The following is a 20,748-nucleotide window of genomic DNA, read 5'->3' on the forward strand; positions in this document are numbered from 1 at the left end:
AACCCTAACTCATCTTTCGTAGATGAGTTTTTTTGTTGGAAATGAAAACTGAGCCTGTATTGTGGTTGGAGTTAGTGAGTTAAAGAATAGATTCTTTGGAGTCTATTTTTTGTTTTGCTTTGATTTGGTATTAATATTGTCACTCTAGTATCAGGGCGTGCTATATAGAACAAAGCAAATAGGACATATCAAGAAGTATTGCAATTCTAGAAGTAGCAGTTAAAAAGTTTTTTTGATTTTTTTTGTTATATTTCATATTTTTTTACGGATAATAGTGTGCCATGAATAAAATTTATTGTGAATAGGAGGATGTGAAGTCAACATTGCAGAACAGATCAAAAAATAGTAGAAAACAGACCTTGAGAATAAAAGTACTAACTGAAATGAGGCTTTTTTGAAAAAAAGAATTTTAAAATTTAATCTTGCTATTCTTCTACTCAGCATTTTATTTGGAATGTTTATTTTTCAGGTAGAGCAATATTCAAGAGATAAAGTGACAGACTTTTTTAGATATACGTATAGTTATTCTCCTGTAAAAAAACCTAAAAAAATAACGAATAAAAAAGAGAACGACAGCGCGATTGATATTATAGAAAAAATTTCAAAACAGGAGGGATTATTTACACTCTATAAAGTTGTAGACCAAGGGTACTTTATCAAAGAAGGGATCAATTTTAAGTTCCTAGAAAAAGCAGAGATAACCTTGTATGTACCTCAGACGCATCAAAAAAGCGTGTACAGCCCTCCATTGAGTAAATCAGTCTTAACTATAGACGGTATAGATAATTTAAAAAATAAAAATGAATTTGAGTGGCAAGTTTTTATAAAAACAGAGGATAAAAACAAATATAAAGATACGGTAGAACAGATTAAAAATACTTATAACAAAGCTTTTGATGAGAACTATACTTACAAAGATTTTGCAGATTTTGAAAAAAGTGAAAGTTATGAATTATCATCGGGTAGGGACATTTACAATATTTCAAGCTATTTAAAGATTGGCATAACCTTTTTTACGGTGATGTTGAGTTTTTGGATTTTTTCGGTTCATAAAAAAATTCATATTTTACGACAAAATGGCTATTCTATCGTAGCGAGTATAAATAACTTTATCGGCAAGGGGTATGCAACTTGTATTTTTGCATCCATTGCTTTACTTACCTATTTATTAGGAAGCATTTCACGCATCTATTGTGTTAATTTTATGATAAATGTTGGACTACTCCTAGCCTTGAGTTATGTTTGGTTGATGATGATGGTTTATGTCGTGGAGAAGTTAGGTCGGAGAAAAAAAGAGAGTAAAAATAAAGGAGAAAAGTTATTTATCAACGTATTGCCAACAGCGATAAAACTTATTTTTCTGATGATGCTAGTCGCAACTCACCTAGATTTAGCAAGGATTATGTATCAAACATCCAGTATCACCTTTAATAGTAAAGTGCCTAAAAAAATAAGTGAAGATAACTATCATGTTTTTTACCCCGTTGTTGTGGGAAAAAATCAACTTGAATTTGACCATGACAAGGATTCTAGAGCAGAAGAAGAGGAGGAGATTTATCGCTATTTAAACCAAAACGGGAGCTTGCTGGTAAATATAGAACATTATAATATAAAAGAGAACGAAGTGTTTGGACGAACGATACAACTCAACCCTAATTATTTAAAAAAATTCGAGATTTTAGATGAAAATAATCAGAGAGTCCTTATAGAAGAAAGTGAAGAAAAAAGGATATTACTCATTCCCGAAAGATTCAAGGGAAGTGATGACTTAAAGAAGATAGAAGAATACTATTTTAAAGACTTACTCCAATTTGAGGATAAATTAAAGGAGATTATCTATATCAAAGATAAACAACCTGTCTACAGTTTTGTTCCCAATAAGCCATGGATTGATGACTATCCTATTTTAGATATTTTAACACTCAAAAACAGCGACAGTTGGGAAAGGAATATTTTTAGTGGTGCTATGTATCCGCCAATCAAAATAAAAACAGCTGGGCAGTCAAGTGAAAAGCTTAGCGGGCTTTTAGAGAAAAACAAGTTAACAGATAATTTACCTTCTTTTGTCCCCTATGAAAAGTCAGAGATTACGCTAATAAAAAGCCTGTCTGGTTCGCTCAGCTCTTTATTAATCAGCTCCCTATTGACTGTATTTGTCTTTTCCATTGTTTGCTTACTTACCACTGCCTATTTTTTCCAGTATCATAATAAAAAATTTTATTTGCTAAGGCTAAACGGTTATTCTTTTTTTGAAGCTTATGCCTCAGTCTTTTTATTGTTGCTATTCGAACTAATGATGGGTTTATCTATAGCTGTATTCTTGTCTGAAATCAGCAAAGAATTTGTTATTAATATCTTTCTGGCCATGGTACTCAATGTCATTATAGTCAGTATGACTTTGTTTAGAGTTGAAAAAAGACAGTCTAATTAAATCTTTAAAGGGGAAAGTGATGAATAAAAACGAAATAGTCTCTCTATCTAACATCCAAAAAAAGATACAGGATAAACCCATTTTTTCAATCAATGCGTTTACTGTAAATAAGGGTGATTTTGTTACCATCAAAGGTGTCAGTGGTTCTGGAAAGACGACGCTGTTAAACATACTAGGGATGAACGACACGGTAAGTTCAGGAGAATATTTATTTGAAGGTATTGAAGCGTCAGAGCTGAAAGGAAAAGAAAAACTAAAAATCAAGAGAAATAAAATATCATTTTTATTTCAAGATTTCGGTCTAGTTGAAGAAGAAACAATTAATTTTAATTTAGAAATAGGCTTAAAATATAGCAAATTAAGTAGGAAAGAGAAAGTAAAACAAAAAAAGGAGGCACTGAATGCGGTCAATTTAAATAAAAAACTATCCACAATGATTAGCAGTTTATCTGGGGGAGAAAAACAGCGCGTTGCACTCGCGCGAATTATTTTAAAGCCATCCATACTTATCTTAGCGGATGAACCCACAGGTTCTTTAGATTCGCTCAACAGAGATATCGTTACGGATATTTTATTTCAACAATCAATAGAGGGGAAATCAGTAATCATTGTCACCCATGATGAGGAACTGGCAAAGAAAGGGAATAAAAGCATAGAACTTTAATTTTGCGCTACCATTTTTTTAAATCAACCCTACACAAGATCATGAACAATCCTCGGCTTTAAAATTATCGGAGACACAGCGACATTGTATATAAAAAATTTTTGGAGGTAAATATGAAAAAAATGATATATTTAGCAACTTTAGTACTTTCTTTTGGACTGTTCGGCGGTTTCCTAGGTGGTTCAGTGGCTTTTGCGGACAAACAAGAGCCATATGGGGATATCACACATACATCAGATTCTGAGGGATATATCCATTTTGACCCTGAAGGTAATATTGTAGAAAGTAATTTAGGGTCTAACACCAATAAGAAAGCAAGACCAGCTATTAATCATGCTTCAGGGAGATGGGTATATTTTTCTGACCTTTATGATTGGGGAAGAATGAAAAGAGGACATTCTAACCATTACAGCTCTAGATATCAAAGACATGGTGCTAAAGCTAAAGTAGGTACGAGAAGTCAAGTAGCAAATGCTGGATTTAAACAATGGGCACTTGCAACTACTTATGGAAGATCTTCTGCTACATTTTCTTGTTGGTATAACCCAACAAACTGGTATTAATTTTTAAGGAGATTGTTCATGGTCTTCTGTAAGATTGGTTTGAAAAAATAGCAGTGGATAAAAAGATGTTGTCTTCGGACAGCCATTGAGTTGTGTTTGCTGAGAAGTTTTCGTAGCTGAGTTTTTTGTTCTTTAATTCATCTAAAGAATTACATTTGCTTAACAAGCTCCTAAAGTCCCGCAAATTGTTAGGTGTGTAGAAGTACTTAAAGTATAATAGTGCATAACACTAAAAAAATTAGTGAATATATTATTTAAGGAAGATATTATATGGAAAAAGACTTGAAAAATGATGTCGGTTTTTTCGGAGCCTTATCTATTGTTGTAGGAACGGTTATTGGAGCAGGAGTATTCTTCAAAATTGCTGCGATGGTTGCAGTAACCCAATCTGCTTCGCTAACTTTGCTTGCTTGGGCAGTGGGTGGTATTTTAACGATTTGTGCGGGACTCAGTGTTGCTGAACTTGCAGCTGCCATTCCGGAAACAGGTGGTGCTGTAAAATATTTAGAGCACAGTTATGGAAAACTAGTGGGCTTTCTTTTTGGCTGGGTACAAGTATTAATTTATAATCCTGGAAATATGGCAGCCCTAGGAATAATCTTTGCCACACAAGTTCTGAACTTGCTTGGCCTACCTCAAGGCTTATTATTACCTATCGCTATTGCCTCTATTTTAACTATCATGTCTATTAATCTACTGGGTTCACGTTTTACTTCACGTTTTCAGCAAGTGACTTCGATTTTAAAATTAATCCCAATCTTTTTGATTATTATTTTTGGTTTAACAACCAATTCGCAAGTGGATGTGCAGTTGTTTCCAATTCAGGCGGGACAAAATATCGGATTCTTTGCCGGTCTTGGTGGCGCTTTGGTCGCGAGTTTGTTTGCCTTTGACGGCTGGATGAATGTAGGGAATATCGCCGGTGAGATGAAAAATCCGCAAAAACATTTGTCGAAAGTTATCACCATCGGTCTATTGGTTATTTCATTTATTTATATTGCCATTAGCTTAGGGTTTTTAAAAGTTCTGCCTCTGGATCAGATTGCAGGAAATGCAAATACAGCTTCAGATGCTGCACAAAAATTATTTGGTGTAAATGGTGGTAAGCTCGTAACGATTGGGATTTTAGTTTCTGTTTATGGCACGCTCAATGGCTACACAATGACAGCAATTCGTGTGCCTTATGCTCTAGCTTTAGAAAACTCACTTCCTTTCTCAAAACACTTGAGTAAACTCAATAAAAATGCCATTCCCTTTGTTTCAACGGCCTTGGTTGGGAGTTTAGCTTGCATCTTTATGGCAGCAGGTTCCTTTGATATCCTGACAAATCTGGTCATCTTTGTAATGTGGTTTTTCTCCTTCTTGTTAATTCTTGCAGTATTTATCCTCCGCAAAAAGGAGCCAAATTTGCACCGTCCATATAAGGTTGTACTTTACCCTGTCCTTCCTGTCATTGGAATGTTGGGTGCCTTGTTTATCATGTGGACGACTATTACACAGCAGCCCGTTCTTGCGATGATTGGGATTGCTATTACGCTAGCCGGCATTCCTGTGTTTTATTACCAGACGAAAATGAAGCGAAGCAGCGATAGTGTTGCAGCAGTTGTTAAAGTAAAATCTAAATAAGAAGAACACTATAAATGATTCACTTGTCATGTTGACAGTTTTTAATAATTTTGCTAAAATAGTAAAGTTGAATATAGCAGTCAGCTAGAAAACTCGTCAACATTTCCCTTGTTACGAAGTAACCGAAGCTGTAAGGCGAAAGTGAAATGCACGAATTCGAGGCTGTCAATATTCTTCAAAAAAATTTGAAGGAGACATTAATATGTCACGTTATACTGGTCCATCTTGGAAACAATCACGCCGTCTCGGCATCTCACTTACAGGTTCTGGTAAAGAACTTGCACGTCGTAACTACGTACCTGGTCAACACGGCCCTAACAACCGTTCAAAACTTTCTGAATACGGTTTGCAATTGGCTGAAAAACAAAAACTCCGTTTCACTTACGGTGTTTCTGAACGTCAATTCCGTAACTTGTTTGTAGCAGCTACACGTGTTAAAGAAGGAACTCTTGGTTTCAACTTCATGACTTTGCTTGAACAACGTTTGGATAACGTTGTATTCCGTCTTGGTCTTGCAACTACACGTCGTCAAGCACGTCAATTCGTAAACCACGGTCACATCCTCGTTGATGGTAAACGCGTTGATATTCCATCATACCGCGTAGCACCTGGTCAAGTTATTTCAGTTCGTGAAAAATCTATGAAAGTTCCTGCAATCCTTGAAGCTGTTGAAGCAACTAAAGGACGTCCAAACTTCGTATCATTCGATGCTGATAAACTTGAAGGTTCACTCGTTCGTCTTCCAGAACGCGATGAAATCAACACAGAAATCAACGAAGCACTTATCGTCGAATTCTACAACAAAATGATGTAATCAGTGAATTTGTTAGGATTTATTACCTTACAATATCACTTAAGTATCAGCTTTTGATAGATTTTATGTTTTGATACATAATGTTAGGTTTCAATAGAAGCAGAACTAAAAACAGAACTAAACTTTGTCGGGCGGAAATGCTCTGTATCTTTGATACAGGGCTTTTTTTTGATTTACTTTTTATTATGAGGAATAATAAAAAAGAATAGCTTCTTTTTAAGCTATTCTTTGTCATATTCTGTAAGTATATTTTCGAGCTCGTCTCCAATTCTTTTTACTATTTCAGTGACTAATGCATTTCCCATAAAAAACATACGCATCCGAGTAGAAACTTCTTTTATTGTTCCATCAGAAGACTTTTTGTATTTTGTCCAATCATCAGGAAAGTCCTGTATTCTTTCCGCTTCAATTGGGGTAAGTAATCGATAACGATTATTAATTTTTAATAAATGGGTAGAGCGATTAATTGAGCCTTCACTGGTAAGCATCGTTCTGGCTGGTAATTCTAATGAGTCAAATGGGGACATTCCTCCTTCTGAATAAATCCACTTATGTCCATCAGGTGTGGTTCGCTCAATTTTTTTAGAGCCCCTTAGATAATTAAATTTCTCTATCTTATCTGGGTCCGTAATATAAAATTCTTCTGGTACTTCACTTTCTTTTTGAAGGATTTCTCCCAAAGTAATAGCTTTCTCTTTTATTGGCTCGGTGTCAATAGTAAAGTAACGTCCATACCTCATTATACCGGTGTTCCAAACTGTCCCTGTGAAATTATCAGATACATTAACTATATCATTAGAGAGTTGGTAAAAAGCTGAACGGTTTTTATTTGGAGTTTGCTTTATAGGGAATTGTCTAGAAAATAAACCATCTTTGAAAATATATTCATCATATAGATGTTCATCAGTAATTAAATCTAGTGTAGTTGGTTCATACTTTTCGTCTATTTTTTTAGCAAAAGGGGTGCTGTTGTGATAGACGTAAAAGAAAACGCGTCTTCTACGTTGAGCACGACCATAATCTGCCGCATTGATAACTCGCCATTCTACAGAATAGTTTAATGCATTAAAAGCAGAAAGCATGATTGCAAAGTCTCTTCCTCGCTGACTTGATGGAGACTTGAGTAGTCTGTCGACATTTTCTAATATCAAATATTTTGGTTGTATGGTTTGTACAGCTCTAATGATTTCCCAAAACAGAACTCCTTTTTTTCCTTCAATACCCATTTCTAGTTTCTTAGAACGTGCAACAGAATAATCTTGACAAGGAAATCCTCCGACAATCATATTCACACCTTTGTCGCGCATTTCTTCAAACTTACTAATGTCAATTTTCTCTACATCAGTATTTATATGCTCTATATCAGGATAATTGTATACGCCAACTTCAAAGGCGTCTTGAGACTTTCTTGATGGTTCAAATTGATTTGAGTAGGTTGTTTTGAATAATTTTTCATTTGAGTTATTCAGACCAACGGTAAAACCGCCTACTCCATCAAACATTGAAAATATTTTTAATTGTTCCATGTGTATTCCTTTGAAAAATTGATAATACTATTATAAAATAAAAGTGGCAAAAGATCAAGTTATAAAACTGGAATGAGGTAATTTATGCCGAATCATGTATTTACTAAAAAAGAACTTATTGAAATTTTTGATAATGTTATCGGATGCACTTTAGGAGAAGTAGATAAAAATAATGTATTTAATAAAACTATATTAAACCCAAAAATTACAGGTATTGCTGGAGATGTCATTGAACAATCAGTTCTTGGGTATCCAGCAGATAATAAACAAGAAGCTGATTTAATTGTGGACGGTATAGATACTGAGTTGAAAACTACGGGATTAAAAATTTCAAAAAAAGGAATATACTCTGTGGAAGCGAAAGAGCCAATGAGTATAACAGCAGTGAGTCCTAATAAAATAGTAGAAGAAGAGTTTTACAGTTCTATGTTGTGGCATAAGATGGAGCACATGCTACTTATTTATTACTTATATGATTCAGAAACAACAGTCCCTGCTTCAGAATACGCTAAATTTCCAATCCAAAATTATCAGTTTCATGAGTTTAGTAAAGAGGATATAGAAATTTTACTTAATGATTGGCAGGTTGTGCGAGATTTTATTATTAATGTTAAGGAAAATAATTTGAATCCCGACATCGAATATCCTAAAATCTCTAAATTGAGAAATCAAATGCTTTATATGGATACAGCTCCAAAATATCCTCACCCACCAAGATTTAGGTTGCGTAGACAAACATTAACTACCATCGTGCAAAAATTTTTAGGAAAAGAGTTTCAGCCATTATATGGAAAAAATAAATTTTCGAATTATAAAGAGCTAGATGAAATTCTTGAAAATTTCACTATGAAATATAAAGACAAAAGTATCGAAGAAATAGCTAGAATTTTGGATTTAGAGTTAGTCAGAAATAGTGATGGTAAAGTGAATAAGTCCATTACGGAAAAGATTATGACAGCTGCATTTGGAATAAAATCAGGTAAATTAAGAAAGATAGATACTTTTGCTAAGATAGGTACAATTCCTAAAACTCTTACTTTAACAAATAAAGGTGCTCGTACGGAAGATACAAAATTTGATACAATTGATTTTTTAGAATGGAGTGACCCAAGAAGAGACTTTGAATGTTCTTCAATTTATGAATTTTTTGCAAATCAAACTTTGTTGTTTTCTATATTTGAAGAAGCATACAATAGCTCACCACTAGAGAAAAATATTTTTAAAGGATTTAAACGACTTTCATTTGATGACGAATTTATCAACAGTGAGGTGAAGAAAACATGGGATCAAGTACGTTATTTACTTTTTAATAATGAATTCAAAGTAGAAGGAGTCAGAAATAAAAGTGGAGAATTAAGACTTAATAAGAAAACAGGTACAATTCAAGAAGCTACTAATTTCCCTAAGTCAAAAGATTATGCGATTTTCTTAAGGGGGACAAGTACAGACTCTACTAAGAAACCACTGAAATTAAATGGATATGATATTTATCAGCAACAATTTTGGATAAAAGGCACAGTTTTAGTTGAGATGTTAAATAAGATAGACTATGTGTAAAGATAGATAACTCTGTATCTTTGATACAGAGTTTTTGTTTCTTTTTGATATCTTTTTGTTTACGAAATATTATAAAAAAGAGGTTTCAATTCGCATCATAAAAGATTATTTTATATTGCTATTCTATCAATTCATAAGAACCAAATTTTTGAAATTGAAAATAGAAACTTGCATATAATAAAAAGCAGGAGCATTCCTGCTTCAATTCCTGACGGAAGTAATGCTTAATGTAAAAAGTGAATCTACGTTTAATTCGTTTTATCAAGAGTTCTTGAGCATCTTTTGCAACGTATCCTATCAGGCTCGTTATCCATATAGCAATTATTACAAGTAATATAAAGGTCAGAAGTTTGATTTTTATTATTAGAAGGGCTTTTAGAGGTATTAGTACCTTTAGATTTTTTAGAAGATGTAACTAATATCGTTGATATTTTTAATCCTATTGGGAAGAAGAGCATTAAAATAATATTAACTTTATAAAAATGGGGAGATGAAAAAGCAAAATCTAGTCCGGGAAGTAAGACGCTAATAATGAAAGTACACCAAGCTATTGTTACTCCTAAAAATGTTTTAAATTTTGTATTTGATTGGGTGTATTTGCCCTTCTTACTCATATTGAAATATATAGACATTATTATAATGAATACTATGATTTCTATGATTCTTTGTATTCTTAGAGCATTTAAGGTTTCTCCAAGCATACTATCTATACTTTTCGGTATAAGTAAGCTCCCTGTCATTTCTCCCCAACCACTCATTGTTGATCTAAAAGGGAAAAAAGCTAAAATTGCGATAATTCCTATTGTCAATATACCCAAAAATTTATTTAGTTTATTCATTTAAATATGTCCGTTAATTATTTAATTGTATTCTCTAGGACGAGATTGAATTCAGCCGTTCCTAGTGCATTCCAATCCTCATCATCAAATTCTATAATGCCATGTAATGTCTTTCCTTTTGTTAACAATCCACTGCCATCATAATCAGTGATACTACCAATGATACTTTTACCTACAGCTACATCTTTCCAAAGAAGACCTAAGGACCATGGATTTACCTCTTGACCATCTATATCTAAATTAATGTCTTTAACAGATATTACTTGGTTGGTATTATTTGTAACTTTAAATGAATTCCAGTTAGTTTGTTCGAGTTTTATTCCCCCTTCATCGTAAACTGTTGTAGGTTGGAATGTTGTATTTGAGGTATCCTTAGAGCTACCATCCGTATTGTCTGTAGAACGATATTTGTAATCCATATCTGCGACTTTGACAATCAATGTATCAGATTTGTTGATATAATCAGCTTCGGTGAATGCTTCCATATCCCAGCCATCACCCGAAGAGTAGTGTTTAACAGATTTTTGACTTTCATCATAATTAACAGTATTTTTGGGAATGAATGTAGTATACTCACTTACATCATCGGCAAAGTTCCCAGTTACATACTGCACTTTCACTCCAGCTTGTTTTAAAAGCGCATCAGCTTCCTCTTTGCTTTTAAGAGAAATATCAGGTATTTCTATCATATCAACGGGTATTTTTTTTGGGTGTTCTTGGGTGGTTTTTGTATCTTTATTTTTTGCGTCTGTAGAGCTTGGGCTAAATAAGCTGGCTATTACTACAAAAATAAGACAAGCTAAGAGCGGAATAGCTATATAAGTCCAGCGTGGAATGTTTAATTTTTTCAAAATTTGTTCTCCTTAAGTATATCTTAATTTGTATTTGTACTATTAAGTATAATAAAAATACGCATGAAGGTCAAACTATAATAGCATACATATTACTGTAGTTGTATTTTGTTTTAATATGATTGATACAGAGGTACTGTAATGGGAATGGAATATTTTGGAGAGAAATTAAAAGCTGTAAGAAAAAGTAAGGGATTGACACAGCTTGAATTGGCAAAACGGTTAAATGCTTCAAAGGGAGCTATTTCTGCTTATGAGCAAGGTATTACCTATCCATCAGTTGATGTACTGATAAAGATATGTGATATCCTTAATACCTCATCAGACTACTTACTAGGGATATCAGATGAAGTGACTATTAAGATGTCAGGATTATCCGAAAAGCAGATGGAGTCTTTCTTGGAGTTTGTTGCCATTGTTGAACAAGCAAATAATATTGTAGAAGATAAAAAAAGTTAGGAAAAATACACCTAACTTTTTTATGTTTTATTTATTATGTTGAATTGTATTCTTAGCTGATTTTGCAGTATGGATAAATTCTTCGCGCGTGAAGACATCTCCTTGGGTATTTTCAGTATCAATCAGTACAGCGAGTGGTTCAATTGAGATTTCATGCTGAAAAGCATAACAACAAGCAATGAACAAGTCATTATTCCTTGCTGTGGATGTCCCTTCTACAATACGTTGGTATGCTAAATTACCATTAGGACAGGCACTGCGTGGGGTAGCATATTCTGGAAACATAGCTTGTGCAATTTCACGTTGTTTCTGTACAGTGTTATTAAATAAGTGTTCCTCTAGCTTTCCTTGATACTCACAAGGCTCTTTTTGAATAACAGGTACGTATCCTTCACTTGGGGAAATAATACAATAGTTATTATCATTTGCTTTGATATCCACTCCAGACCCGAAACTATCCTTGAATACATCAATCTTTTGTTGATAAGTTAGCGAAGAAGAAGACTTTTTCTTGAAAATAATATGAAGACCACCAGTCTTTGTTACCTCCACATAGCTTGTCTTAGCATTTGTCATTACTTCTTCAAAGTATGGAGATTTGTAGAGAGTAGAATATCCTTCAAAATTCGTGTCTTTGTAAGGAAGTTGATAGAGATAGTCTAAACCTTTGTCAATTAATCCTTTGCGAATTTCTTCTTTAAGTTCAGGAGAAAGAGTATGTGTATCAATATCAATAAACCAAACACCACGCGCAAGCATGGCGATTTGTTTATCTTGCCAATCCCATTGTTCGATTACACTTTCTGTAATATCAATGCCTGCAAACTTATAAGAAGGTTGTTTCTTATCTTTTAATACAGGAATACATTGATATCCTTTTTCATAAAGTTTTCGTGCTTTTTGTTTAAAATTTGTCATAAAGTTCCTTCCATATAAAAATTACGCTATTACAGATATTACGCTTTTCCTAAGAGAGTACTTATAAAAGAATGCGTAATAAGCGTAATAACGTAATGTCATTTTTTTTACTGTTCAGTCAGCCATTGTTTATAAAGTACCATAGCTTTATTAAAGCGCTCATTGTTGGTCTTTTTAATTACACGTAAAGTTTTTCCCTTAAAAATAGAGCCCTCTACCATTCCAATTAAATCCAAGGCGGCTTTACGCTTTTGGGAGCTTCCTTTACCAGAATATGTTTCACGTAAAAGATTTTGTAAGACGTCATTGTCTGTTTTTACCACATAATCCTCTTCAGTTTTGTGAATTTCTCCTAAAACAAGGAGCTGTACGTCATCAAGTTGTGTACTGTTTTGAAGATTATTCATTTCAACGTGTTTAAAGTCAAATTGGTAATCATTCTCTTCCCAATAATAAAAAGAGTCTAATAAAGCTGCAAGTCCAGAAATAGGCAGGGCATCCCGCCCTGATGAAGTTGTACTTGACTGTGTAAATTTTCCCCAATACTCTTGAAAGAACGCTTCACGTTGTCCGTCAGTCTCCCCATTCGGACGGTCCTTGAAGGCAATATTTACCAGACGACTTTTCATATCTTCAGATAATAAGATATTCTCGTTAGAATCGATTGTTAAAACTCCTGTGAGGTTAATATCTGCATAGTCTTTCCCAATAGTACGCGCTGTATGTGTGCTTTCGGTAGCAAGTACTTTAAGGTTGCGTTCCATTTTTTGTGTGATTGCTCCTGCTTCAGTTACCAATAACATCTCACCGCCATCAAAGGAAGCCCAACCTAAGTCACTTGTCATCCCTGACAGAGCATCAAGAGAAACAGGTTTTGTTTCAAAAATTGATGAAAGAACCTTATGGCGAAGACCTTTACCAGTACGGACGCCTGATTTACTTACGAAGAACTTTGATTTTGACACTAAACGCATTGCGACCATCATAGTATAGAGAGGTTGAAGCCGCGCATTATGCAAGCTATCAGCATCATAGATAACAGATTGAAGGAATTCCTTATACAAAGACACTAGAGCTTTCACATCTTCATAGGAACACTCAAATACTTTAAAGTAGGAATTTGTTTCTTGTGGAGCTTCCGAAATCACAGTTTTTTTCTCTAAATCAATTTGGAAATCAGTACCTGCGATAGTAAACTCCTTCAGTGTTTTTACGGGGTCAATGTGAAGATGAGAGTCTATAAATTGAATAATCTCTAATACTTCTTGCGGACTAAAATCACGCCCCTTAGGCATTTTATACATCTGAGTCATTTTATGTTCTGATAAAGTATGATATTGCAAATTGCGCGTGAAATAGACTTGTCCATTTTTGAAAGTAACTCCTCCATGGAGATAATCAAGAATAAGGACAATAAAGCGAGGGACTTTTGTACCTTCAAATTTAATCCCTGCTGATTCCAAGCCATTGTTGAGATACAAATTAATATCATCAGTATACTTTCCTTCTGGGTCCTTAGGAATAACTTTTACTTTAGATAAAAATTTAGGCAACAAAGCTGCATCAATATTTTCAAGCTCTTCCCATGGAAGAGCGATTGTAGTTTTGATATTAGTTTCAAGTGACATAATGTCTCCTTTTGATTTTAAAAAATGACGAACGATGCGAAGTTTTTCAATAACCAAACCTGTCCGCCCGACATTTCTAATTATTTTTTGTTAAGTTTCTGTTACTCCGATGAAGCTCAAAATCTCTTTTTTGAGATACCAAACTTTACGGCTGTCTTCAATAGGAGGGCTGTAACGTTTCAATCCGTATTGTTCATAGGAATACAAAGTATTTGGATTAACCTGAAGAAATTCACAGGCTTGTTTTTGTGACAGTAACTCAGGATAGCTCTTGAATTCAAATGTATCATTTGTTGCTTGTTCAATACAATTTGCTACTGATTTTGAAATTTCATTTTGAGCTTCTTTGCTCAGAAATGTAATAGAGATTGGATTGTCTTTATCCATTTATTTCCCCCTGTCCTATGTTATAATAGGAATAAGATAATTTACCAAGCCACACCTCTTGGCGGAGAAGTGAGGCTTTTTTTTGTTTGTTGTTTTTCTTAGGAGGAGGGGCACGATATTTTTTCATCTTTTTAGTTGAATGACCTTTCATTTCATGGTAAAATATAATCAGTAATCATAACCGAGTATGGTTTCGATTTTAACAGAAAGATTTTTTGAAGTCAAGTAATAAGTTATATTACCGGTTATATTAAAAAAGGAGGCATAATGCTAGGAGAATTTTTAAAAGAAGAACGATACAAGTACGGGAGTACACTCACTAGTGTTGCAGAAAAAGTAGGGGTCACTCAACCCTTCATGTCTAATGTTGAAAAAGGGAAGAAGTTCCCAACTGTAAGCATGTTCTTTTCTATAGTAAAAGGGATAGCTTCTTTATCATCTCAAGGCGTAGATGCTTACCAAGATATCTTAAATAATTTTTTTAAAACAATATCGCCAAGCTTTCCTATTATCTCTCCAAACAGTAATCGTGTATATGACGTTGAAGAGCTGAGGAGTATTTTATTAACTGATTTAGAGCACAGCAACTATTTTATTCTTAATGAAAGAGAAAAAACAAGTGTTATTGGTATTATCGAATCCTTACTGACATTAATTGATACTAATACAGGGATCATTAAGGACTATGAAGCTGAAACTCTAGATAATGAGAGTGATGGGAAGTATAATATCAACAAAAAATTATCACTGAATGTTGAACACCAATTAGACTTAAATTTTATTGAGGCTAAGAATCTACTTAAGTATATGGATTTGCGTATTGATGGTAAAAAATTAAACAAGACAGATATAGCTGTACTTGAAACAGTAATCCTTGGCATCCGTAACCGAAGGAGTATTTAATACTCAAACATTTTCTCAATAACCAAACCTGTCCGCCCGACATATGGTACAGGAGAAAATTAATGAGTGATATTAAAGAAACAAAGAAAAAAGATGGTACGATTGTATACAAAAAGCGTGTATACTTAGGAACAGACAGTTTAGCAGGTGTTGGGCGTTATACGACAATTTCTGCCAGTAAAAAATCTGATATTAAGAATCTTGAACGTCAGAAAATCAATGAGTTTGAAGCAAATGGGAAAACAACACTTCGGAAAGTAAACAAGTTTAAAAATTTTGAAGAGCTTGCTCTAGATTGGTTTGCAGGATATAAAACAGCAGTGACGGAAAATTCTGCAGAAACAATGTGGAGTTCTTTCAATGTTTATATTTTGCCCGCTTTAGGTAAATATAAACTAGAAAAAATTAACACCCCATTAATCCAATCAATTATCAATAGCTGGGTTCAAAGTACTAATGTGGCTGTAAAAGGAAAAAGAGCACGACCAACAGGAAGTGCTAAGAATGTGAAGTTGCATCTTGGAACTATTCGACGTATTTTACAATATGGATTTGAATTAGGAGTGATTAAGGATAATCCAGCTAAAATGGTTTCTGTTGGTAAAGTGAAGGAAGAGGCGTTAGAGGCTCTGAAATATTTTGATTCAGATAACTTGAAAAAATTTTTTTCCTATTTGAATAGTCTTCCAGATACATATGGTAATCGCTGGGATACTACTTTATATATGTTTTTAATAGCTACTGGTGTGCGCGTGAATGAAGCTTTAGCATTGACATGGGATGACTTTGACTTTGAAAAAGGTAGTGTTACTATCCGAAAAACACTGACTCGTAAAGTGCAATTACAAGAAAAAACTAAATCACAGTCAAGTATGCGAGAACTTCCACTTGATGAGATAACATTGACTATGATGTTAGCTTTTAAAAATCGAACGACAGCGTTATTCATGGAAAAAGGGATTTATAATGTAGAAGTCGTATTCCCGTCTAATGTTGGAGGTCTCCGTGCACGTTCTAATTGTATGACACGCTTGAAAAAGCATTATAAAAAAGCTGGAGTTCCTGATATCGGTTTTCATGGCTTTCGTCATACACAATCAAGTGTTTTACTGAATGCAGGGGCTGACTATAAAGAAATTCAACACCGCCTTGGACATTCGAGTATTAAGATTACATTGGATACTTATAGCCATCTTGCGCCAGATAAAGCAAGAGAAACAGCTCGTATTAGTAAAGAGTCGTTAAAAGAGTTAGGTTTTGGCTCATAATTGAGAACACAGAACTAAACACAGAACTAAAACTAAAAATATAAAAAACAATCTCTTACAAACCTTTATACATAAAGGTTCACAAGAGATTTTGTCTATTGAATTCTACAACAAAATGATGTAATCTCGTTTCACACGAGTTATAACTCTAAGTCAGATTGACTTAGAGTTTTTTTGTTTAAGATTTACTTCATAAACTTTAGGTTCAGTTATACTTAATGAAAATAAAAAACACTGTTTGTCAGTGTTTTTATCGAACTGATATGGAAAGGAAAAATTAAATTAGTCTAGCTATGAAATAGTATTCCTAATTATACTGAAATTGATAGAGCTATTAAAACAATACTGGTATTAGAGTAATAAGCATTATCATGATAACTACGATATTAAAGAGTCTGTTAATACTCCGATCACTAAGTTTTCCACTAAGTAATGCGCCAAGATGTCCTCCAATAAATGCAGCAGGAATGATTACCCATAAGATGTTTAAATCATATGCAAATACATTCGAAAAAATTAAAGTTGTAGCTAAATTTGAAACTTGTGAGAACAAAATAGAAACGATAGAGTAGGTCGTTGCTTCTTTGATTTTTAGAGGGAAAATCAGTAAAAGAAGAGCGACATTGAAAGGACCTCCCCCAATTCCTAGAAATACAGATATGGTTCCAAGAGACAGTCCACATAAGAAATAAAGAGTATTGAGTTGTTTATTAAACTGAATGTTTAATCGTCCTAAGAGTAAAACGCCAGATAATAAAATAATTAGTAGGAAAGCTTGGAGTTGACCTGTATTTTCATTTCCAATAATTTTAAAAGAAAATTGCAAAACCCGCTGTCCGAGCATTCCGCCTAACACGGAACCGATAGACAAAAAAGTAACATTTCGAGCGTTAATTTTGATGCCGTTTTTAATTTGGCGCGCTGTTGAAGAAAGTGCCATAACAAGGACAGCCACGCTAGAATAAAATACGATTTCAGGCAGTGAGTGAAATCCAAGTAGGGACAGCAGGGGTTTGATGATTAATCCACCACCCATGCCACTGATTGCTCCAATCACATTTGCTATGATAATGATAAAAGGATAGAGAAAAAATTGTAAAATATTCATACGAACAGTATAACATAAAAAAACACCAAACGAAAATTGATTTCGTTTAGTGTTTTATTTTAAAATAATTGACAAATATTTTCGTTTTCGCTACAATAGGATCATCTAAAATATAAAAACGCTTTCAAAAGAAGGCGGAGGAGGAAATATGGATACACTTTCCATTGGAATCATCATTGTTCTTCTGGTCTATACAGCCATTGGTGTACTAGATCAGATTTCTATTCAAATAGGTCCTTACACGCCACTTTTTGCAGCTGCATTTACAGGGTTTGTTATGGGAGATCTTACAACAGGACTTCTGGTCGGTGCAACGCTACAGTTGATGACACTTGGAGTCGCAACTTATGGTGGGGCTACTGTTCCTGATTTTTTAAGCGGAGCTATTATGGGAACAGCCTATGCCATTCTTTCAGGTAAAGGTGTAGAATACGGCATTGGTATCGCTATTCCGATTGGACTTTTGCTCACACAAATGGATATTTTGGGTCGTATGGTTAATTTATTCTGGCAAAAGCGAGCAGCCAAATTTGCTGAAGTCGGCAATGCTCGTGGTGTGGAAATGAGCAACGTATTTGGAATATTTTCGTGGACATTATCACGGATGATTCCAGTATTTATTGGTCTTTATTTCGGTGATCATGTCGTTAATCTTATTAATGAAGCAATACCTGTTTGGGTAATGAATGGACTAAAAGCGGCAGGAGCAATCCTTCCTGCTATGGGTATTGCAATTTTGCTTCACTATCTCCCGATTAAAAAATATTGGTCTTATTTTATCATCGGTTTTGCCTTAATGGCTTACTTTTCTGAGACTTTTTCAGTACTTGGAGTCGCCCTTATTGGACTTGCACTTGCTGGTATCGCGGTAATTAATCAACAAAATAAAGTGAAAGAAGCTGCAGCACCACAACCTGTAGCTGCTACAGCTACGGGAACAGATTTATCAGAAAATCTCTACGTAGATGAGGAGGTTAACTTCAATGACTGAACAATATAATAAACCAGAAATCACAAAAAAAGATTTAAAAAAAGTTTACATTCGCAATCTCTTTGGTTTCCAATGGGGGTGGAATTACGAAAGTATGCAAGGTTTAGGCTATGCCTACACAATTATGCCGGCTTTACGTCGCCTTTATGGTAACAATAAAGAAAAAATGGCTAAAGCCTTGAAAACACATATTGGGTTCTTTAATACAACACCAGCCATGAGTCATCTGATTATTGGGGCGAACATAGCTATGGAAGAAGAACTCAATGAAACAGATGAAGAAGCAGTTATCGGTCTTAAAACGGGTTTAATGGGACCATTTGCTGGTGTCGGGGATACGCTTTTTATTGCTATTTACCGTGCTGTTGTCTTCTCAATGGCGGCTTACTTAGCTCAAGCAGGACAAGTTGTTAGCTTAATTATTCCTTTGATTATTGGATTAGCTGTACTCGTCGTTCGCTGGAAATTCCTTCAGATTGGTTATGCACAAGGTAAAAAAATTGCTGTTGGTTTTGCATCACAAATGAAAGTCTTGACTGATGCAGCAGCTATCCTTGGTTTGACCGTGGTAGGGGGCTTAATTCCTTCTGTGATTACCTATAAACTTGAACTTTCCTATAAAATGGGCGAAGTAACAATGAATGTGCAAGAAATGTTGGATAAAATTCTACCAGGGCTTGTGCCACTTGCAATTGTCGGACTTAGCTACTGGCTTCTAGGTAAAAAGAAGATGAACTCTACACGCTTGATTTTTGTCCTGATTGCTTTGGGTATGATTTTAGGAAATTTACAGCCTATGTTAAATGCTGTTGGTAACCTCTTTAACTAGTAGAATTTTAATTGAAAGAAGAATGGGGAAATAGTAAAATGATTATACATGCAAGAGTAGATGAGCGTTTGATTCATGGTCAAGTTGCTGCCGTTTGGTCAAATGTAGTGAATGCTGAACGACTCTATGTAGTAAATGATAGTGCATGGAATGATGAGATGGTTCTCGGTGCATTGCAGTTGGCAAAACCAGCGGGGAAAAAGTTAACTGTGTCAAGTATTCGCCGTGCAATTGTGAATTTTAAGGAAAATCGCTTTGGTGATGAACGTGTTTTTGTTTTGACAAAAACAATTGGAGATATGAAAGCTTTAGTTGATGCTGGACTACTGGACGAATTTAATGTGGGAAATATCTCGAAACAAGGCGAAGACTCTGTTCAGGTAAAAAAATCTGTCTTTTTATCTCCCCAAGATATAGAACAGCTCAAGGAACTAACAGAAAATGGAACAAAAATTACTGCTCGTATGGTACCAGGTGAAAGTGATGCCTCAATTATGAGTATGATTGATGATAAATAGAAAAAGGAAATATTTATGAATATCAGAATGGAAATCAAGCAAAATTATGAAGCGCTCAACCAAAGTCAAAAAAGGGTGGCGGATACTTTTTTGCGACATCCTGATGTTCTGACGATGAGCATTGCTGAAATTGCAGCACAGTCGGATACATCCGCTTCCGCGATTACAAGATTTGTTCGTAAATTCGGTTATGAAGGCTTGGATACATTTAGAATTGCAATGGCGCAAAGTTCTAATGCTATAGCTTCAAACGATATCATAGAGATTGATCCCATCGTTCAAAAGAATGATGATTTATCAACAATTATTGATAAGGTTGCTGTTATGCTCTCCACGACAGTTTCGGATACAGCTAATTTTCTAGATGAAAAAGTGATACAAGAGGCTATTTCTGCTTTGAAAAAAGCGAGGAGAATTTATCTTATTGGTGTAGGTTCATCAGGAGTTATTGCTTATGATTTGGCTCACAAATTTAACCGGGCTGGTTTTCTGGCTTTGCACAGTTGGGATGGGCATATGGTGATGGAAAATTTGGCTTACCTCAATGAGCAAGACGTTGTTTTAAGTTTTTCTTATTCAGGAGAGACAAAAGAAGTTCTAGCTGCTTTGGATATTGCACGTGAACGCGGTGCTCAATCTTATATTGTCACTAAAAATCAGTCTAATGAAATAAGTAAACGTGTGAGCGGTGTTATTGCGATACCTACAACAGAGCACCTGTTACGGGTGGGCGCAATTGCTTCTTTTGAGTCATCCTTTCAAGTGGCCACAGTATTATATCTAGGTGTTATTGAAGAGATGATTGGACCGAAATTGACGAAGCGTATGAAGAAAACGGCTGAAAATATAAAAAAATTAAATGAAGTGA

Annotated in this window: 20 protein-coding genes; 13 read left to right on the plus strand and 7 right to left on the minus strand. The window is 34.6% G+C overall.

All coding sequences use genetic code 11. The annotated features are described in order from the left end of the window. Nucleotides 1-394: 394 nt before the first annotated feature. From LACDD01_RS07975 to rpsD, 5 genes are all read left to right on the plus strand, one after another. Nucleotides 395-2,431, plus strand: coding sequence for a DUF1430 domain-containing protein (locus tag LACDD01_RS07975; protein ID WP_061414217.1), 2,037 nt, complete (start codon nt 395-397; stop codon nt 2,429-2,431). A gap of 19 nt (nt 2,432-2,450) precedes the next feature. Then, nucleotides 2,451-3,095, plus strand: a complete 645-nt coding sequence (locus LACDD01_RS07980) for an ATP-binding cassette domain-containing protein (RefSeq protein ID WP_061414220.1) — start codon at nt 2,451-2,453, stop codon at nt 3,093-3,095. 113 nt (nt 3,096-3,208) lie between these two features. Further along, complete coding sequence (locus LACDD01_RS07985) at nt 3,209-3,658, plus strand: hypothetical protein (RefSeq protein WP_019293660.1); 450 nt, start codon at nt 3,209-3,211, stop codon at nt 3,656-3,658. 270 nt (nt 3,659-3,928) lie between these two features. Next, entirely contained in the window at nt 3,929-5,284 is a 1,356-nt protein-coding gene (locus tag LACDD01_RS07990; protein ID WP_061414224.1) for an APC family permease, read from the plus strand. A 202-nt stretch (nt 5,285-5,486) separates the two neighbouring features. Further along, the gene (gene rpsD, locus LACDD01_RS07995) at nt 5,487-6,098 is read left to right on the plus strand and encodes a 30S ribosomal protein S4 (RefSeq protein WP_003133217.1); all 612 of its coding nucleotides are present in this window, start codon (nt 5,487-5,489) and stop codon (nt 6,096-6,098) included. A gap of 221 nt (nt 6,099-6,319) precedes the next feature. Here the strand turns inward: rpsD and dcm are convergent, their stop codons facing one another. Next, entirely contained in the window at nt 6,320-7,624 is a 1,305-nt protein-coding gene (gene dcm, locus LACDD01_RS08000; protein WP_061414226.1) for a DNA (cytosine-5-)-methyltransferase, read from the minus strand. A gap of 84 nt (nt 7,625-7,708) precedes the next feature. Here dcm and LACDD01_RS08005 point away from each other — a divergent pair, with 84 nt between their 5' ends. Continuing rightward, nucleotides 7,709-9,181: a MutH/Sau3AI family endonuclease gene (locus LACDD01_RS08005; RefSeq protein WP_061414228.1), complete on the plus strand. Its 1,473-nt coding sequence runs from the start codon at nt 7,709-7,711 to the stop codon at nt 9,179-9,181. A gap of 248 nt (nt 9,182-9,429) precedes the next feature. Here the strand turns inward: LACDD01_RS08005 and LACDD01_RS08010 are convergent, their stop codons facing one another. Next, on the minus strand, nt 9,430-10,020 hold the full coding sequence (locus tag LACDD01_RS08010; protein WP_061414231.1) for a hypothetical protein: 591 nt from the start codon (nt 10,018-10,020) through the stop codon (nt 9,430-9,432). Nucleotides 10,021-10,037: 17 nt separating this feature from the next. Further along, nucleotides 10,038-10,871 carry a PASTA domain-containing protein gene (locus LACDD01_RS08015; protein ID WP_061414233.1) on the minus strand — a complete coding sequence of 278 codons (834 nt, stop codon included), beginning with the start codon at nt 10,869-10,871 and terminating at the stop codon, nt 10,038-10,040. Nucleotides 10,872-11,012: 141 nt separating this feature from the next. On the opposite strand from LACDD01_RS08015, the gene LACDD01_RS08020 reads away from it, so the two are divergent. Continuing rightward, entirely contained in the window at nt 11,013-11,330 is a 318-nt protein-coding gene (locus LACDD01_RS08020) for a helix-turn-helix domain-containing protein (RefSeq protein ID WP_061414236.1), read from the plus strand. A gap of 27 nt (nt 11,331-11,357) precedes the next feature. Here the strand turns inward: LACDD01_RS08020 and LACDD01_RS08025 are convergent, their stop codons facing one another. The 3 genes from LACDD01_RS08025 to LACDD01_RS08035 form a co-directional block, all read right to left on the minus strand. Next, nucleotides 11,358-12,248: a bifunctional DNA primase/polymerase gene (locus LACDD01_RS08025; RefSeq protein WP_061414240.1), complete on the minus strand. Its 891-nt coding sequence runs from the start codon at nt 12,246-12,248 to the stop codon at nt 11,358-11,360. Between the two features lie 107 nt (nt 12,249-12,355). Continuing rightward, entirely contained in the window at nt 12,356-13,876 is a 1,521-nt protein-coding gene (locus LACDD01_RS08030; protein WP_061414243.1) for a hypothetical protein, read from the minus strand. A 90-nt stretch (nt 13,877-13,966) separates the two neighbouring features. Then, on the minus strand, nt 13,967-14,263 hold the full coding sequence (locus tag LACDD01_RS08035) for a hypothetical protein (RefSeq protein ID WP_061414245.1): 297 nt from the start codon (nt 14,261-14,263) through the stop codon (nt 13,967-13,969). A 267-nt stretch (nt 14,264-14,530) separates the two neighbouring features. Here LACDD01_RS08035 and LACDD01_RS08040 point away from each other — a divergent pair, with 267 nt between their 5' ends. Both LACDD01_RS08040 and LACDD01_RS08045 read left to right on the plus strand, forming a co-directional pair. Then, entirely contained in the window at nt 14,531-15,166 is a 636-nt protein-coding gene (locus LACDD01_RS08040) for a helix-turn-helix transcriptional regulator (protein WP_061414247.1), read from the plus strand. A gap of 62 nt (nt 15,167-15,228) precedes the next feature. Next, nucleotides 15,229-16,434 carry a tyrosine-type recombinase/integrase gene (locus tag LACDD01_RS08045; RefSeq protein WP_061414249.1) on the plus strand — a complete coding sequence of 402 codons (1,206 nt, stop codon included), beginning with the start codon at nt 15,229-15,231 and terminating at the stop codon, nt 16,432-16,434. 334 nt (nt 16,435-16,768) lie between these two features. On the opposite strand, the gene LACDD01_RS08050 is transcribed toward LACDD01_RS08045, so the two are convergent. Next, nucleotides 16,769-17,542 (minus strand): sulfite exporter TauE/SafE family protein, encoded by a 774-nt coding sequence (locus LACDD01_RS08050; protein WP_019291824.1) that lies wholly within the window; start codon nt 17,540-17,542, stop codon nt 16,769-16,771. Between the two features lie 148 nt (nt 17,543-17,690). Here LACDD01_RS08050 and LACDD01_RS08055 point away from each other — a divergent pair, with 148 nt between their 5' ends. The 4 genes from LACDD01_RS08055 to LACDD01_RS08070 all read left to right on the plus strand — a co-directional run. Then, nucleotides 17,691-18,533 (plus strand): PTS mannose/fructose/sorbose/N-acetylgalactosamine transporter subunit IIC, encoded by an 843-nt coding sequence (locus LACDD01_RS08055; protein ID WP_061414252.1) that lies wholly within the window; start codon nt 17,691-17,693, stop codon nt 18,531-18,533. Then, nucleotides 18,526-19,362: a PTS system mannose/fructose/sorbose family transporter subunit IID gene (locus LACDD01_RS08060; protein WP_061414255.1), complete on the plus strand. Its 837-nt coding sequence runs from the start codon at nt 18,526-18,528 to the stop codon at nt 19,360-19,362. The genes LACDD01_RS08055 and LACDD01_RS08060 overlap by 8 nt, the downstream gene beginning before the upstream one ends. Nucleotides 19,363-19,400: 38 nt before the next feature. Further along, the gene (locus LACDD01_RS08065) at nt 19,401-19,880 is read left to right on the plus strand and encodes a PTS sugar transporter subunit IIB (RefSeq protein WP_019291821.1); all 480 of its coding nucleotides are present in this window, start codon (nt 19,401-19,403) and stop codon (nt 19,878-19,880) included. Nucleotides 19,881-19,895: 15 nt separating this feature from the next. Next, on the plus strand, nt 19,896-20,748 hold an 853-nt coding region (locus LACDD01_RS08070; protein WP_061414258.1), incomplete at its 3' end, for a MurR/RpiR family transcriptional regulator.

It is taken from the genome of Lactococcus sp. DD01, assembly GCF_001578715.1.
GTDB lineage: Bacteria > Bacillota > Bacilli > Lactobacillales > Streptococcaceae > Lactococcus > Lactococcus petauri.

Excerpts from the sequence above, each read along its gene's own strand:
- LACDD01_RS08020 (WP_061414236.1), top strand. The coding sequence starts at position 11,013 with ATGGGAATGGAATATTTTGGAGAGAAATTAAAAGCTGTAAGAAAAAGT.
- LACDD01_RS07980 (WP_061414220.1), top strand. The coding sequence starts at position 2,451 with ATGAATAAAAACGAAATAGTCTCTCTATCTAACATCCAAAAAAAGATA.
- LACDD01_RS08010 (WP_061414231.1), bottom strand. The coding sequence starts at position 10,020 with ATGAATAAACTAAATAAATTTTTGGGTATATTGACAATAGGAATTATC.
- LACDD01_RS07985 (WP_019293660.1), top strand. The coding sequence starts at position 3,209 with ATGAAAAAAATGATATATTTAGCAACTTTAGTACTTTCTTTTGGACTG.
- LACDD01_RS08045 (WP_061414249.1), top strand. The coding sequence starts at position 15,229 with ATGAGTGATATTAAAGAAACAAAGAAAAAAGATGGTACGATTGTATAC.
- LACDD01_RS08005 (WP_061414228.1), top strand. The coding sequence starts at position 7,709 with ATGCCGAATCATGTATTTACTAAAAAAGAACTTATTGAAATTTTTGAT.
- LACDD01_RS08050 (WP_019291824.1), bottom strand. The coding sequence starts at position 17,542 with ATGAATATTTTACAATTTTTTCTCTATCCTTTTATCATTATCATAGCA.
- rpsD (WP_003133217.1), top strand. The coding sequence starts at position 5,487 with ATGTCACGTTATACTGGTCCATCTTGGAAACAATCACGCCGTCTCGGC.
- LACDD01_RS08035 (WP_061414245.1), bottom strand. The coding sequence starts at position 14,263 with ATGGATAAAGACAATCCAATCTCTATTACATTTCTGAGCAAAGAAGCT.
- dcm (WP_061414226.1), bottom strand. The coding sequence starts at position 7,624 with ATGGAACAATTAAAAATATTTTCAATGTTTGATGGAGTAGGCGGTTTT.
- LACDD01_RS08040 (WP_061414247.1), top strand. The coding sequence starts at position 14,531 with ATGCTAGGAGAATTTTTAAAAGAAGAACGATACAAGTACGGGAGTACA.
- LACDD01_RS08055 (WP_061414252.1), top strand. The coding sequence starts at position 17,691 with ATGGATACACTTTCCATTGGAATCATCATTGTTCTTCTGGTCTATACA.
- LACDD01_RS08030 (WP_061414243.1), bottom strand. The coding sequence starts at position 13,876 with ATGTCACTTGAAACTAATATCAAAACTACAATCGCTCTTCCATGGGAA.
- LACDD01_RS08065 (WP_019291821.1), top strand. The coding sequence starts at position 19,401 with ATGATTATACATGCAAGAGTAGATGAGCGTTTGATTCATGGTCAAGTT.
- LACDD01_RS08025 (WP_061414240.1), bottom strand. The coding sequence starts at position 12,248 with ATGACAAATTTTAAACAAAAAGCACGAAAACTTTATGAAAAAGGATAT.
- LACDD01_RS08060 (WP_061414255.1), top strand. The coding sequence starts at position 18,526 with ATGACTGAACAATATAATAAACCAGAAATCACAAAAAAAGATTTAAAA.
- LACDD01_RS07990 (WP_061414224.1), top strand. The coding sequence starts at position 3,929 with ATGGAAAAAGACTTGAAAAATGATGTCGGTTTTTTCGGAGCCTTATCT.